14 protein-coding genes and 1 pseudogene are annotated in these 12,953 nt (G+C 71.0%); 4 read left to right on the top strand and 11 right to left on the bottom strand.

Annotated features, from left to right (window positions below; all coding sequences use genetic code 11):
* Nucleotides 1-547 (bottom strand): annotated as a pseudogene (locus tag ASC58_RS19475) (hypothetical protein); the annotation flags it as partial.
* Between the two features lie 227 nt (nucleotides 548-774).
* On the opposite strand from ASC58_RS19475, the gene ASC58_RS19470 reads away from it, so the two are divergent.
* The 3 genes from ASC58_RS19470 to ASC58_RS19460 are packed head-to-tail and all read left to right on the top strand — an operon-like array spanning nucleotide 775 to nucleotide 3,950.
* Nucleotides 775-1,416, top strand: coding sequence for a GNAT family N-acetyltransferase (locus ASC58_RS19470; RefSeq protein WP_235529331.1), 642 nt, complete (start codon nucleotides 775-777; stop codon nucleotides 1,414-1,416).
* Between the two features lie 15 nt (nucleotides 1,417-1,431).
* Nucleotides 1,432-2,544 (top strand): DNA glycosylase AlkZ-like family protein, encoded by a 1,113-nt coding sequence (locus ASC58_RS19465; RefSeq protein WP_056915590.1) that lies wholly within the window; start codon nucleotides 1,432-1,434, stop codon nucleotides 2,542-2,544.
* Between the two features lie 38 nt (nucleotides 2,545-2,582).
* Nucleotides 2,583-3,950, top strand: coding sequence for a pyridine nucleotide-disulfide oxidoreductase (locus ASC58_RS19460; RefSeq protein WP_157598579.1), 1,368 nt, complete (start codon nucleotides 2,583-2,585; stop codon nucleotides 3,948-3,950).
* An 87-nt stretch (nucleotides 3,951-4,037) separates the two neighbouring features.
* On the opposite strand, the gene ASC58_RS19455 is transcribed toward ASC58_RS19460, so the two are convergent.
* Together ASC58_RS19455 and ASC58_RS19450 are read right to left on the bottom strand one after the other, a co-directional pair.
* Nucleotides 4,038-4,688, bottom strand: coding sequence for a hypothetical protein (locus tag ASC58_RS19455; protein ID WP_056915592.1), 651 nt, complete (start codon nucleotides 4,686-4,688; stop codon nucleotides 4,038-4,040).
* Between the two features lie 145 nt (nucleotides 4,689-4,833).
* A complete protein-coding gene (locus ASC58_RS19450; protein ID WP_056915593.1) occupies nucleotides 4,834-5,433 on the bottom strand; it encodes a dienelactone hydrolase family protein in 600 nt (199 codons plus the stop codon).
* A gap of 61 nt (nucleotides 5,434-5,494) precedes the next feature.
* Between ASC58_RS19450 and ASC58_RS19445 the strand changes: the two genes are divergently transcribed.
* Nucleotides 5,495-6,076 (top strand): transcriptional regulator, encoded by a 582-nt coding sequence (locus tag ASC58_RS19445; RefSeq protein ID WP_056920416.1) that lies wholly within the window; start codon nucleotides 5,495-5,497, stop codon nucleotides 6,074-6,076.
* Nucleotides 6,077-6,080: 4 nt separating this feature from the next.
* Here ASC58_RS19445 and ASC58_RS19440 read toward each other — a convergent pair whose 3' ends face one another.
* The 8 genes from ASC58_RS19440 to ASC58_RS19405 all read right to left on the bottom strand — a co-directional run bounded on the left by ASC58_RS19440 (nucleotide 6,081) and on the right by ASC58_RS19405 (nucleotide 12,905).
* Nucleotides 6,081-6,389, bottom strand: a complete 309-nt coding sequence (locus ASC58_RS19440) for a DUF4229 domain-containing protein (protein WP_056915595.1) — start codon at nucleotides 6,387-6,389, stop codon at nucleotides 6,081-6,083.
* Between the two features lie 16 nt (nucleotides 6,390-6,405).
* Entirely contained in the window at nucleotides 6,406-7,404 is a 999-nt protein-coding gene (ccsB, locus tag ASC58_RS19435) for a c-type cytochrome biogenesis protein CcsB (protein WP_056920415.1), read from the bottom strand.
* Nucleotides 7,401-8,957: a cytochrome c biogenesis protein ResB gene (locus tag ASC58_RS19430; RefSeq protein ID WP_056920414.1), complete on the bottom strand. Its 1,557-nt coding sequence runs from the start codon at nucleotides 8,955-8,957 to the stop codon at nucleotides 7,401-7,403. The genes ccsB and ASC58_RS19430 overlap by 4 nt, the downstream gene beginning before the upstream one ends.
* A gap of 1 nt (nucleotide 8,958) precedes the next feature.
* Entirely contained in the window at nucleotides 8,959-9,723 is a 765-nt protein-coding gene (locus ASC58_RS19425; RefSeq protein WP_056920413.1) for a cytochrome c biogenesis CcdA family protein, read from the bottom strand.
* 11 nt (nucleotides 9,724-9,734) lie between these two features.
* Nucleotides 9,735-10,343: a TlpA disulfide reductase family protein gene (locus ASC58_RS19420; RefSeq protein WP_056920412.1), complete on the bottom strand. Its 609-nt coding sequence runs from the start codon at nucleotides 10,341-10,343 to the stop codon at nucleotides 9,735-9,737.
* A complete protein-coding gene (locus ASC58_RS19415) occupies nucleotides 10,340-10,987 on the bottom strand; it encodes a histidine phosphatase family protein (RefSeq protein ID WP_056915599.1) in 648 nt (215 codons plus the stop codon). The genes ASC58_RS19420 and ASC58_RS19415 overlap by 4 nt, the downstream gene beginning before the upstream one ends.
* On the bottom strand, nucleotides 10,984-12,318 hold the full coding sequence (gene hemL, locus ASC58_RS19410; RefSeq protein WP_056920465.1) for a glutamate-1-semialdehyde 2,1-aminomutase: 1,335 nt from the start codon (nucleotides 12,316-12,318) through the stop codon (nucleotides 10,984-10,986). The genes ASC58_RS19415 and hemL overlap by 4 nt, the downstream gene beginning before the upstream one ends.
* Nucleotides 12,319-12,410: 92 nt before the next feature.
* Nucleotides 12,411-12,905: a MarR family winged helix-turn-helix transcriptional regulator gene (locus ASC58_RS19405; protein WP_056920464.1), complete on the bottom strand. Its 495-nt coding sequence runs from the start codon at nucleotides 12,903-12,905 to the stop codon at nucleotides 12,411-12,413.
* Nucleotides 12,906-12,953 lie beyond the last annotated feature (48 nt).

The following is a 12,953-nucleotide window of genomic DNA, read 5'->3' as shown; positions in this document are numbered from 1 at the left end:
CCCCCCGGCCATACCTGGCCAACAACGCCGGCCGCAGCATCCGACACCCCCGCGGACCATGCTCGACCGCCATCGCGACCAGACCATCGACGACATGCGGCTCAGCACCCGCGACCAGCACCGGACGCAACCGGTCCGCCTCGGCCACCACCACCGCCGCCGACCGCACCGGCAACACCCCCGCCTGCACCGCAGCCCTCACCGGCGCATTGGCCGCCTTGGTGAACGCCGCAGCAACCTCCACCACCGCCCGCGCACCACCAGCCCGCGTCGACGGAGCATGACGACGCACCCACGACACCACACTCAACGCCTGCGGCCCGCTACCGGGCTCACCACGCTCGATCGCCTCCCCCACCACCGCCACCCTGGCCGCATCACACGCAGCCCCCAACGCATCGACCTCACCCAACAGCTCAGCCAACCCGCCGACACCACCAACCGCACCCCCACCGGCCTGCCACAACCAGTCCCCCAGACCGGCCAACGCCACCCGGGCAGCCGCGATCGACTCGCGTCGCTGCACCAGCGTCTGGCCCCCATCCATACGACAACCCTAGCCCCGACCACCGACAGCCATCGAACTCCGCCGAGACACCAAACCCGTTGCACCCCAACGGATCCCGACTGCCAGACCTGTCCGGGAACGCAACCCGCCAGGACCCATCCTGTGGACAACGAGACGTGACGTGCCGCCCTGTGGACACGCGGCCGGAGCCGGGACTGACAACTTTCCGGAAGCCGATCGTCCGCTTCGAGGTCTACCGTGTCGCCATGGCGGGGACAGCAAGGCCCACGACGACGAAGACGACGACCACGAGGACGACCAGGTCTCCCGTGGCCACGGACGAGCTCAGGGTCGAGGCCCTCGGACCGGACACGTGGGCGGCATACGCGGCCCTCATGGAGCGGCACAACGGGGTGTTCGGCGGGTGCTGGTGCACGTACTTCCACACCATGGCCGGCGAGAAGACGTACGACGCGGACTCCAACCGCGCCCTCAAGGAACGGCTCGTCCACTGCGACCGGGCGCACGCCGCAGTCGTCCTGCACGGCGACGAGGCGGTGGCCTGGTGCCAGTACGGCCCGCCGGACGAGCTGCCCAACATCTACCACCGCAAGCAGTACGAGGAGACGAGCGAGCGCGTGCCCGACTTCCGGATCACCTGCCTGTTCGTCGACAAGCGCTACCGACGTTCCGGCATCTCCGCGATCGCCCTGCAGGGAGTCCTGGACCTCGTGGCGGCAGCCGGTGGCGGGGTCGTCGAGGGGTACCCGCACGACAACGACGGGAAGAAGATGTCGGTGCTGTACAACGGGACCCGCGCCCTGTTCGAGCGAGCCGGCTTCACCTACGACCGCCCCAAGGGCGCGAAGAACTGCGTGATGACCAAGACCGTGGCAGCGGCGGGCTGAGGGGTCGGCGCACCGATGGGCACGCGCACAGAGGTGTCGACGACGTGGGCGCAGGCCCTGTCGTGGCGCCTGCGGCGACACCTCCTCGATCCCGTCGGCACGCAAGGGGTCGCGGAGGTCGTGCGCCGGCTCGGCGCCATACCGTCGATGGACGAGTCCCTCGCCGAGCTGGCGGTCCGGACGCGCCAGAGGTCCTCGACCCCCGGTGGGCTCGCGGAGGCGTTGGCCGAGGGCACCGTCATCAAGGCCTTCGCCTTCCGCGGCGCGGTGCACCACCTGTCGCCGGAGGAGGGCGGCGCCTACCTCGCACTCCGGTCCGCGGGGCGACAGTGGGAACGCTCGAGCTGGGTCGAGCACTACCGGCTCACTCCAGAAGCCTGGCCGGACTTCCGGGCCGCGGTCCGTGAGGCGGTCGCGGACGGTCCCCTCACCGTGCAGGAGCTCGGGGAGGCCCTGGCCGGGAACCGCGCGTACCGCCACCTCCGTCCGGTGTTCGACGAGGGTGCCGGCACCCTCGTGAAGCCACTGACCTGGCAGGGCGACGTGAGCATCGCGCCCGCCCGCGACGGCCGCCTCACGCTCCAGCGCCTCGACACCAACCCGCGCTGGCGCGGCATCCCCGACCTCGACGAGGCCGGGGCGTATGCCGTGTCGGCCTACCTGCGCGTGTACGGACCGGCCACCCGCGACCACGTCCACTACTGGCTCGGCAACGGCCTCAGCTCCGGGCGCAGGCGGATCGACGGCTGGCTAGCGGCCTTGGCCGACGACCTGGCGACGGTCGACCTGGCGGGCACCCCGGCCCTGGTCCTGGCGGCAGACGTCGACGACCTCCTCGCGGCGGAGCCGTCGGACGCGGTCCGGTTCCTGCCGGGTCACGACCAGTGGGTCATGGGCCCCGGCACCAAGGACGTCCACGTCACTCCGGCTCCCCTGCGAGAGCTGATGACGCGCAAGGCGAACCCCGTCGTCCGGGGCGGTCTCGTGTGCGGCACCTGGGCGACGAAGGCGAGCGAGCTGACCGTCACCTGGCTGGACGGGAGCCCGCGCCCTGACCGCGCACTCCGGCAGGAAGTGGCGCGCCTGGCCGAGATCCTCGGCATCGAGCCGAAGGTGTCCTTGCGCTGACCATGGACGAGCCACCCGGGGAGTGGCAGCGTGGCCCCGTGACCCGCGTCGTCGAAGCCGACTACCTCGTGGTGGGCGCGGGCGCCATGGGCATGGCGTTCACCGATGCGCTCGTCGACCACGCCGATGTCCGCGTGGTCCTGGTCGACCGTCGCTACGGTGTGAGCGGGCACTGGCTCGAGGCATACCCCTTCGTGCGACTGCACCAGCCGTCGTGCTTCTACGGGGTGGCGTCGACCCTGCTCGGCGGCGGCAAGGTCCAGCAGGACGGTCCCGAGAGGGGCCTGCAGGAGCGGGCCACCCAACCGGAGATCTGCACGTACTACGCCCACGTCCTCGACCGGCTGGTGAGCAGCGAGCGGGTCGAGTTCCACCCCACCACCGAGTACGTCGGCAACCGCACGTTCGTCTCGCGGGTCTCGGGCGCACGGTCCGAGGTGCGGCCGGGGTGCCGGATCGTCGACGCCCACTACCTGTCCCCCAGCATCCCGGCCGAGACGCCGCCACCGTTCGCGGTGGCCAAGGGCGCCCGGGTGGTGTCGGTGAACGACCTCGGCAGGGTGGACGAGGCACCGAGCCAGTACGTCGTCGTCGGGTCGGGCAAGACCGCGACCGACGCGTGCGTCTGGCTCCTCGCGCGCGGCGTCGATCCGGATGCGATCTGCTGGGTCAGGCCACGGGATCCCTGGATGCTGAACCGAGCGGTCATCCAGCCGGACCCGGCGGTGTTCCTCGGGATGCTGGCCGACCTGATGCAGGCTGCACGGCACACCCGATCGCTGGACGAGCTGTTCCTGCGGCTCGAGGACCGCGGCATCATGCTGCGCCTCGACCCTGCCGTCACCCCGGCCATGGCCAAGGCGCCGACCCTGGCCACGTGGGAGCTCGAGGAGCTGCGGACGGTGGAGAACGTGGTGCGCCGGGGACACCTCCGGGCCGTCGAGCGGGGCCGGCTCACCTTCGAGCACGGTTCGGTCGCGGTCGCCCCGGACGCCCTGGTGGTCCACTGCGCGGCGGACGGCCTCAAGGTCCCCGGGCGGGTGCCGGTCTGGCGGCCCGAGGCGATCACGCTGCAGACGATCAGGGCGGGGTTCCCCTCGTTCGGGGCCGCGTTGACCGGCTACGTCGAGGCGACCCGAGGCGACGACACCGAGAAGAACCGGATCTGCCCCCCGTCGCAGTACGGGAACACCCTCCAGGACTGGGCGCGGATGATCGTCCACGGCACCCGGAGCACGTTGTCGTTCTCGGCGGAGGACGACATCCGTGAGTGGTCGACAGGCGTCGCTCTCAACCCGGCCAGGGTTCCGCCCGGCCACCCCGGGTCGACCGCCCTCGACGACGCCCGAGAACGCCTGGCGACCCACACGGGACCGGGACTGGCCCGACTGGCCGAGCTCATGTGACCCGGGCCCCGTCGGGTAGGGCACGGACCGTGCGATCCCCCCGAGGTGCGAGGACCGCACGGCCCGTGGCCGCACACCGTGGAGCGACTAGCTGTAGTCCTTCTCCGAGAACGTGTGGCTGAAACCGACGACCGTCCCGCTGACCACGTAGGACCCGCTGATCGTCGTCTGGAGCTCGACCCAGTCGACCTTGCCGGACTCGTCCTGCGCCGTCGCGACGATGCCGCTGGTGCGGGCGATGACGTTGTTGGTGGCGCTGCACGCCTTGGCCCCCGAACGGTTGACCGTCACGGTCACGGTGTCCGAGCTCGAGCTGTAGGTGTAGCCCACGCCCGGTCCGTCCTTGGACACGGTGCCGCCGAGGCTCCAGGACGACGACGACTTGATCCCCGTCATGTGGATCCGGATCTTCTGGCTCACGCAGAAGGCCCGGTAGTTGCTGCCCTTGATGATCCAGCTCTCGAACGGGTAGTCCGACGACGGGTAGCCGACGACCGCACGGCGTCGCTCGTCGTCGTTCAACGGGTCGTTCTGGGTGCACCAGCGCACCCTGCCCGAGTGGTAGATCCAGGCGCTGCGCCCGGACTGCGTCCAGTGCTGGTCCGCCGTGAGGTAGCCGTCACTGTGCTTGTAGTAGTCGGTGCCGCACCCGTCCGCGGCGTAGGCCTGGGTCGGCGCGAGAACCGATCCCCCGACCAGTGCTGCGACGACCCCGACCCGCTTGAGCGTGCTGAACATACGCGTCCCCTGTCCCCGTGTTCCCCTTGCCCCCACCCCCTTTGATGGAGGTGCTGGGACACTAGCAGCGGGAATCCGCCGTGTCGCGGGTCAGGATGCGCCACCGAACCCGCCCGTCCAGCGAGCTTTCGGCCAGGGCGCCGGCCTACACCTCGTCCGCGGTACGCCCCACGCGGTCGAGGAACTGCAGCGCCCGCTGCGTGAGCAGGTCCGCAGCCTGCGCGTCATACGCGGGCAGCGAGGAGTCGGTGAAGAGGTGCTCCTCCCCCGGGTAGAGGAAGACCTCTGCCTGGTCGGTCGACGCGGCGAGCGCGCGGGCCGCGTCGAGGTCGCCACCCTCCTCGGCGAAGAAGGGGTCCGCGTCCATGCCGTGCACCTGCACGGGCACGCCGTCGGGCCAGCGCTCTCCGAACTCGGAGACGGGGATGCATCCGTGCAGCAGCAGCGCGCCACGCGCCCCTGCCCGGGTCTGGGCGAGCTTCTGGGCCGGCATCACGCCGAGCGAGAACCCGGCGTAGACCAGGTCCGCCGGCAGGTCCTCGACGGCGGCCACTCCACGATCGAGGAGGGTGTCGAACCCGACGGAGCGCGCGTGCGCCATGCCCTCGTCGATCGTCGTGAACGTGCGGCCGTCGAACAGGTCCGGCGTGTGCACGGTGTGCCCGGCCTGCCGCAGCTCGTCCGCGAACGCCCTCACCCCCGGCGTGAGCCCCTGCACGTGGTGGAACACGACGACCTCGACCATGACTTCCTCCTCCAACGATCCAACAGTATGGAACGTTCTGTGAGAGTAGTCTGATCGGGCCATGGCTGACAACACCCCTCCCGACTACGAGCTCGCCGACCGGCTCGCGCTGACCACCCCGGCCCAGGTCCGGGCGATCAGCAACCCCCTGCGCACCTCGGTCCTGGGCCTGTTGCACGAGCGGGCCGCCACGGTCACCGAGCTGGCGACCGCGGTGGGCCGCCCCAAGAGCACGATGGCCCACCACGTGAAGGTCCTGGCCGACGCGGGACTGGTCCGCGTCGTGCGCACCCGTCGCGTCCGCGCCGTCGAGGAGCGCTTCTACGGCCGCACCGCCCGGATGTTCCACGTCGCCGTCGAGCGGGGCGCCGGCGAGCCCGACCTGCCGGGCGACTTCAACGACTTCGAGGTCGCCGCGCAGGAGTCTGCGGCCGCGTTCCGGGACGGGAAGCTCTGGGGCTTCATCCGCCACGCCCGGCTTCCGGAGGACCGGGTCGGCGAGTTCTGGGAGCGGATGGCCGCCCTCGTGCGGGAGTTCGACGAGCTCCCGCGGTCCGGCGACACCGTCTACGGCTTCGCTGTCGGCGTCTACCCCACCGACGGGCCCTCGCTGCCCGAACCCTCGGCCGCGACCCCCGGCTAGCGGGTCAGCGGTACTGGACCGGGCCGCCCTCGTCCTCGGCGTCCTCGGCGGACTCGTCGCGCCCGTGGACCGTGCCCACGCCCGCCGCCGCCGCGGCCTGCTTCGCCTCGGTGCGGCGCTGCACGCGCTCGGCCAGCTGCCGGGTGCTCTCCTCGCGGAACCGCGCGAGCACGAAGTACGACAGCACCATGGAGATCAGGGCGCTGAGCACGAGCAGCATCCACTGCTGGTCCTTGTCGCGCAGGCCGAGCAGCCAGAGCAACGACAGGACCCCGAAGAAGACGAGCAGTCGCAGGACGGAGTACCGCAGCATGGTTCGGGTGGTTCCTTTACAGGCCTGAGTAGGAGTGCTGGCCGACGAAGAACACGTTGACGACGGCGAAGTTCACGATGATGCAGGCGTAGCCGGCCAGGGCGATGTACGTCGCCGTCTGCCGGCTGATCCCGCTGGTCGCCCGCGAGTGCAGGTATGCCGCGTAGACGACCCAGATCACGAAGGTCCAGACCTCCTTGGGGTCCCAGTTCCAGTAGGACGCCCACGCCTGGCGGGCCCAGATGGCCCCGGCGATGAGGGTGAAGGTCCACAGGGGGAACGCGACGATGTGCAGGCCGTAGGCCGTGCGCTCGAGCGACGGCGCGTCGGGGAACCGGTCGAGGAAGCTGCTGCGGCCGGAACGGGCGAACGCGTCCTTGACGAGGTAGACGGCCGACGCGGCGGCGCCGAGGGTGAAGATGGCGCTGGCCAGCACGGCGACGGTCACGTGGATGACGAGCCAGTAGCTCTGCAGCGACGGGAGCAGCTCGGCGGCCTCGGTGTACCAGACCCGGACGGCCATGCCGAGGACGAGCAGGATCGGGCCGGTGATGAACAGTCCCAGCCAGCGCAGGTCCCGCTTGGTCGCCCAGACCGAGAAGGCGATCGAGGTGAACATCGACCCCATCACGGCGAACTCGAACATGTTGCCCAGCGGCCACCGGTCGACCGACAGGCCGCGCAGGGCGATCGACACGACCAGCAGCATCCCGCCCAGCCAGGTCGTCGTCGCACCGATGCCGGCCGCGGCACGGGCCCGCGAGGGGACGTCCGACTCGTCGGGGCGCCCGGGGCGCGGGGTCCCGGACACAGGCGTGCCCGCCGTCTCCGAGGGGGCACCGGCGGAGACGAGCTCGCGGTCGACCGCGAGCTCCGGCTCCCGGTCGCCCGCGCGGTCGCGGGCCGGGAGCAGACCGGCGAGGTAGACGGCGTAGCACAGCATGGCGATCGTGAAGACCGCCATCGCCGAGTAGAGGCTGACGTTGGCGTAGCCCGCCAGGGTCTCGTTCGTCATGCGCTGCCCAATCGTCGTTGCACGGTGGCGAGGATGTCCTCGACCACCTCCTGGAGCCCGTCGTCGTCGCCCTTGGCGAGCCCGCCGACGGTGACCACGGTACGTCCCGCCTCGGGTGCAGGGGAAACCCGCACGAAGACCCGACGTCGCCGCACCACCAGCGAGGAGATCAGGCCGGCGAGCGCGAGGAGCGCCGCGGCCAGGGTGATGAACTTGCCGGGGTCGTGCCGGATCGACAGCCCGGCGAACCGGTCCACGCTGTCGAAGGTGATCGACCCCCGGTCGCCGGGGAGCTCGAAGGTCTTGCCGGGCTCGAGCCAGATCCGCAGGGGCTGGTCCTTGTCGGTCTTCACCTGGGTCATCTCGGCGGTGTCGAGGACGTACACCGACTGCGGCCGACCACCCGGGAAGAGGGTTCCCTCGAAGAGCGTCAGTGCGAGCGCCGGCTTCTTCGCGTCGGGGAAGATCGAGGTCGGACCCTTGTCCTTGTCGATGATGGCGGTCGGCAGGAACAGGCCCGAGAAGCCGAGCTGCTTGGGCCCGGCACCGGGCACCTTGATGGCCCCGACCGACGTGTAGTTGTTGTCCTGCGCGAGGAACGGCACCGGTCCGCTGTAGGTCTTGTTGCCGTCCTTGTCGCGCACGGTGACGACCGGGGCGTAGCCGTTGCCCAGCAGGAAGACCCCGGCGTCGGTCATCTCGAGCGGGTGGTTGACCTTGATCGTCGACTGCTTCGGCGGGGCGCCGGGCACGGCCTCGGTCGTGACGTGTGCGGTGAAGTCGCGCGGCTGGCCGAACTGGCCGCGCCCGGTGACGTTCTCCTCGAAGGTGGCGTCGAGCTTGTCGACCTTGAGGCTGAACGGGGACAGCTTCTGCGGGTCGACCCAGGGCCCGGGGGCGAACGTGTCGTACTGCAGCAGCGTGTTCGAGAAGGTCTTGCCCACGGGGATGATCACGTCGCCCTTCCAGCCCCACAGGTGGCCCACGGCGACGCCGATGATGACGAAGATCAGCGACAGGTGGAAGACCAGGTTTCCGGTCTCCTTGAGGTAGCCCTTCTCCGCGCTCACCGAGGTCTCGTCGTGCGAGTCGGTGCGGAACCGCTTGCCGCGCAGCACCTCACGAGCCGCGTCGAGCACCTCCTCGGAGGTGGCCTCCAGCTCGGCCCGACCCGACGACGGCAGCCGCTCGGGCCGCGCCGGCGCCCGCGGCGGCCGGGAGCGCATCGCGGTCCAGTGCACCTTGCTGCGGGGCAGCACGCAGCCGACGAGGGAGACGAACAGCAGCAGGTAGATCGCCGCGAACCACGGCGAGGCGTACACCTCGAAGAACCCGAACCGGTCGAGCCACGGCCCGGCCTTGGGGTGGTTGGCGATGTAGTCGGCGGTGCGCGCCGAGTCGATGCTGCGCTGCGGCCAGATCGAGCCCGGCAGGGCGCCGATCGCCAGGAGCAGCAGGAGGAAGAGGGCGGTGCGCATGCTCGTGAGCTGGCGCCACATCCAGCGCAGCCAGCCCACGAGGCCCAGCCTCGGCTGGGTGATGGTGTCGGCCACGTCAGATCACCGTCTGGAATCCGCTGACCAGCGAGGTCTGCAGGTATCGGGTCCAGGACTCCCAGACACCGGTCACGAGGAGGACCCCGATGACCAGCAGCAGGGCGCCGCCGAACAGCTGGATGCCGCGCTGGTGGCGGCGCAGGAAGGCCGAGACCCGCCCGAACCGCTCGAACCCCGCGGCGATGAGGAGGAAGGGCAGGCCCAGACCGAGGCTGTAGGCCAGCGCGAGGATGGTGCCGCGCGTCACCGCCGACTGGTCGCCGGTGATGGTGGCCAGGGCGACCACCGCCCCCAGCGTGGGGCCGGTGCAGGGCGCCCAGCCGAGACCGAAGACCGCCCCGAGCAGGGGCGCGCCCGCAAGTCCCGAGGCCGGACGGCGGTGGATCTTCAGCTCGCGCTGCGACCCTGCGCGGGTCCCCACACCGAGGAAGACCAGCGCCATGAGGATGACGAGGACGCCCCCTCCGCGCATGAGCAGCTGACGGTGCTCGACGAAGGTGGCACCGAGGCTCGCGAGGAACACCGTCGTCGCCATGAAGACGACGGTGAATCCGAGCACGAACAGCAGCGCGCCGGCCACCATCCGGTGCCGCGAGCGCTGCGCCAGCGACTCGTCCGACAGCCCGGTGACGTACCCCAGGAATCCGGGCACGAGCGGCAGCACGCAGGGTGAGGCGAACGACACCATCCCGGCGAGCAGGGCGACGACGACGGCGACCGGGAGGGCGCCGGAGGTCACCGTGTCCGCGACATCAGCAGTCAAGGGTGGCCGACCTACTTCTCGGCCAGCACGTCGTCGACGAGCCCGGTGAGCGTCGAGGACGTCACCTCACCGACGACCCGGGCCGCGATGCGGCCGGTGGGGTCGAGGACGAGCGTGACCGGCGGCGTCGGGGCCTTCCCCTGCAGCGCGAGGATCATCCGGCCGTCCTGGTCATCCAGGGACGGGTACGGGATGCCCTGGCGCTTGGCGGTCGCCCTGCCCGAGTCGGGGTTGTCCCGGGTGTTGATCCCCATGAACACCACCGGCTTGCTCGCAGCCGCGACCTTCTCGGCGGCGTCCTTGAGCTCGGGCGCCTCCTTCTCGCAGGGCGGGCACCAGGAGGCCCAGACGTTGAGCACGACGACCTTGCCGGCCTGGGCGGCCACCGACCACGACTGGTCGTCCAGCGTCTTCCCGGACAGCACGACGGGCTTGTTGCGCTGGGCGACGGGGATGGCCTCGACCGTGCCGTCGCCGGAGATGTAGCCCTGACGGTTGCCCGACTTGGCCTGGGCCGCGATGGAGTTCGGGTCCTGCGAGCACGCCGCGAGCGACAGTGCGAGGACCGGTATGGCGAGCATCGCCGAGGCGCGCGCCATACGGGAGGTGCGGTGGCTCATCCGGTTCCCCCGTGGGAGCGGACGAGCAGGGCGGCAGCGGGCTCGCAGTACGCGATGGCCTCGAGCTCGTCGCCGACGTAGGTGAGCGTGGTCAGGGAGGCGAGGCGGCACTCCCGCTTGCGGGGGTCGTGCCAGAGGTGGCGCCCCGCGAGCTGGTTGCGGGCGGTCCAGATCGGCAGCTGGTGGGACACCAGCACCGCCTCGTGACCGCGGGCCTGCTCACGGGCGTCCGCGATCGCCTCGACCATGCGGGTCGCGATCTCGGCGTAGGGCTCGCCCCACGACGGCTTGAAGGGGTTGGTCAACCGCCCCCAGTAGCGCGGGTGCGCGAAGGCCGAGGCCCGCATCCCGGCGACGTGCTCCCCCTCGAAGGAGTTGCCCGCCTCGATGACGCGGTCGTCCGTGGTGATGGGCAGGTCGTGCGACGTCGCGATCGGCGTGGCCGTCTCCTGGGCCCGGGTCAGCGACGAGGCGACGACGTGGGTGATGTCGTGGTCCTCGAGGTGGCGGGCGGCGGCCTGTGCCATCTCCCGGCCGAGCTCGGACAGGTGGTAGCCGTCGAGCCGCCCGTAGAGCACGCCGTCGGGGTTGTGCACCTCGCCGTGGCGCAGCAGGTGCACCACGGTGCGGGGGGCAGGGCTCATGAGTCGATTGTCGCAAACGACTCGGCGGCCGCCGACGCCGCGGCGGGCAGCGCCGAGACGATGCGATCCACCGCGGCGTCGTCGTGCGCGCCGCTGACGAACCACGACTCGAACGCGCTCGGCGGCAGGTACACGCCCTGGCTGAGCATCGAGTGGAAGAACGCCGCGAACGCCGGCACGTGCTGGGCCCGGGCCTGGTCGTAGTTCGTCACGGCGCCGTCCCGGAAGAAGACGCTGAACATGCTCCCGGCGCGCTGGATGGTGTGCGGCACGCCGGCCCTGCCGAGCTCGGTGTCGAGGGCGCCGGTGATCGCGTCGGCGACCTCGTCGAGCCGGGCGTAGAGCTCGGGGGTGCACTGCTGCAGCGTCGCGCGTCCGGCCGCGGTGGCGACGGGGTTCCCCGACAGCGTCCCGGCCTGGTAGACCGGCCCGACCGGTGCGAGGAGGGCCATCACGTCGGCCCGGCCACCGAAGGCTGCCGCGGGGAAGCCGCCTCCCATGACCTTGCCGAACGTGAACAGGTCCGGCGCCCCGGCGGCATACGGGCCCTCGAGCCCGTACCAGCCGGCAGCCGAGCAGCGGAAGCCCGTCATCACCTCGTCGGAGATGAGCAGGGCACCGTGCGCGGCGGTGATCCGGCGCAGCCCGTCGGTGAAGCCGGGTGCGGGCGGGACGACGCCCATGTTGCCGGGCGAGGCCTCGGTGATGACCGCGGCGATCTCGGAGCCACGGGCGGCGAACGCCTCCTCGACCGCCGCCAGGTCGTTGAACGGCAGGACGATCGTCTCGGCCGCCATCTCCTTGGGCACCCCCGCGGAGTCCGGGAGGGCGAACGTCGCGACACCCGAGCCCGCTTGGGCGAGGAGGGAGTCGACGTGGCCGTGGTAGCAGCCGGCGAACTTCACGACGAGGGAGCGGCCCGTGTAGCCCCGGGCGAGGCGGATGGCGCTCATCGTCGCCTCGGTGCCGCTGGAGACCAGGCGGACCTGCTCGACGGGCTCGACCCGGGCAACGATCTCCTCGCCCAGCGCGACCTCGTTCTCGCTGGGGGTGCCGAACGAGAACCCTTGCGAGACAGCGGTGCTGACGGCGTCGACGACGGCCGGGTGACCGTGGCCGAGGATCATCGGACCCCACGAGCAGACCAGGTCCACGTACTCGCGACCGTCCACGTCGGTGAGGTACGGGCCGGAGCCGGAGGCCATGAACCGGGGCGTTCCGCCGACGGCGCGGAAGGCCCGGACCGGGGAGTTCACGCCACCGGGGGTGACCGCGAGCGCGCGTTCGAGGAGGGCCTGCGAAGCCGGGGCGTCGAAGGGGTGTGCCGTCATGCCACCCATTGTCACAGCCGTTCCTGAGGACGGACGGACGGGTGTGGCTGGGGGCGTGCGCAGGGTCACACCCGGGGAGGAGGGTGGGTGGGTCAGACCTCGCTGCAGGACGGCAGCCCGCCGGCCAGGATGGCGTCGCGCATCGCAGCCATGGCCAGCCCGAGCGTGGCGAACTGCTCGGGCGTCATGGTGTCGACGATGTTGCGGCGCACGCTCTCGATGTGGACTTGCGCCATCTCCTCGACGGCCGCGAGCCCACGCTCGGTGAGCACGAGCTCGACACCGCGGCGGTCCTCCAGACAGGACTCACGGCGCACCCAGCCACGCTTCTCGAGCCGGGCAGCGGTGTGCGTGAGGCGGCTGCGGGACTGCACGACGAGGTCGGCCAGGCCGGACATGCGCAGGCGGCGCCCCGGGGACTCGGACAGCATCGAGATGATCTCGTACTCGGACAGCTGGACGCCGTGGGACTGCAGGTCACGGTCGAGGGCGGCCTCGAGGAGGCGGCTGCCACGCAGGTAGGCGCGCCAGGCCTCCTGCTGCTCAGGGGTCAGCCAGCGCGGTGGCGCGGTCACTGCGGTGCTCATGGTGGTCAAGTATTCCATCTCTTCGGTATCGTTGAAATATAAATCAGT

This window comes from Phycicoccus sp. Root101 (genome assembly GCF_001426245.1).
Lineage (GTDB): Bacteria > Actinomycetota > Actinomycetes > Actinomycetales > Dermatophilaceae > Pedococcus.
The sequence above is the reverse complement of the archived record's forward strand: the minus strand, read 5'-3'. Positions and strand labels throughout refer to the sequence as shown.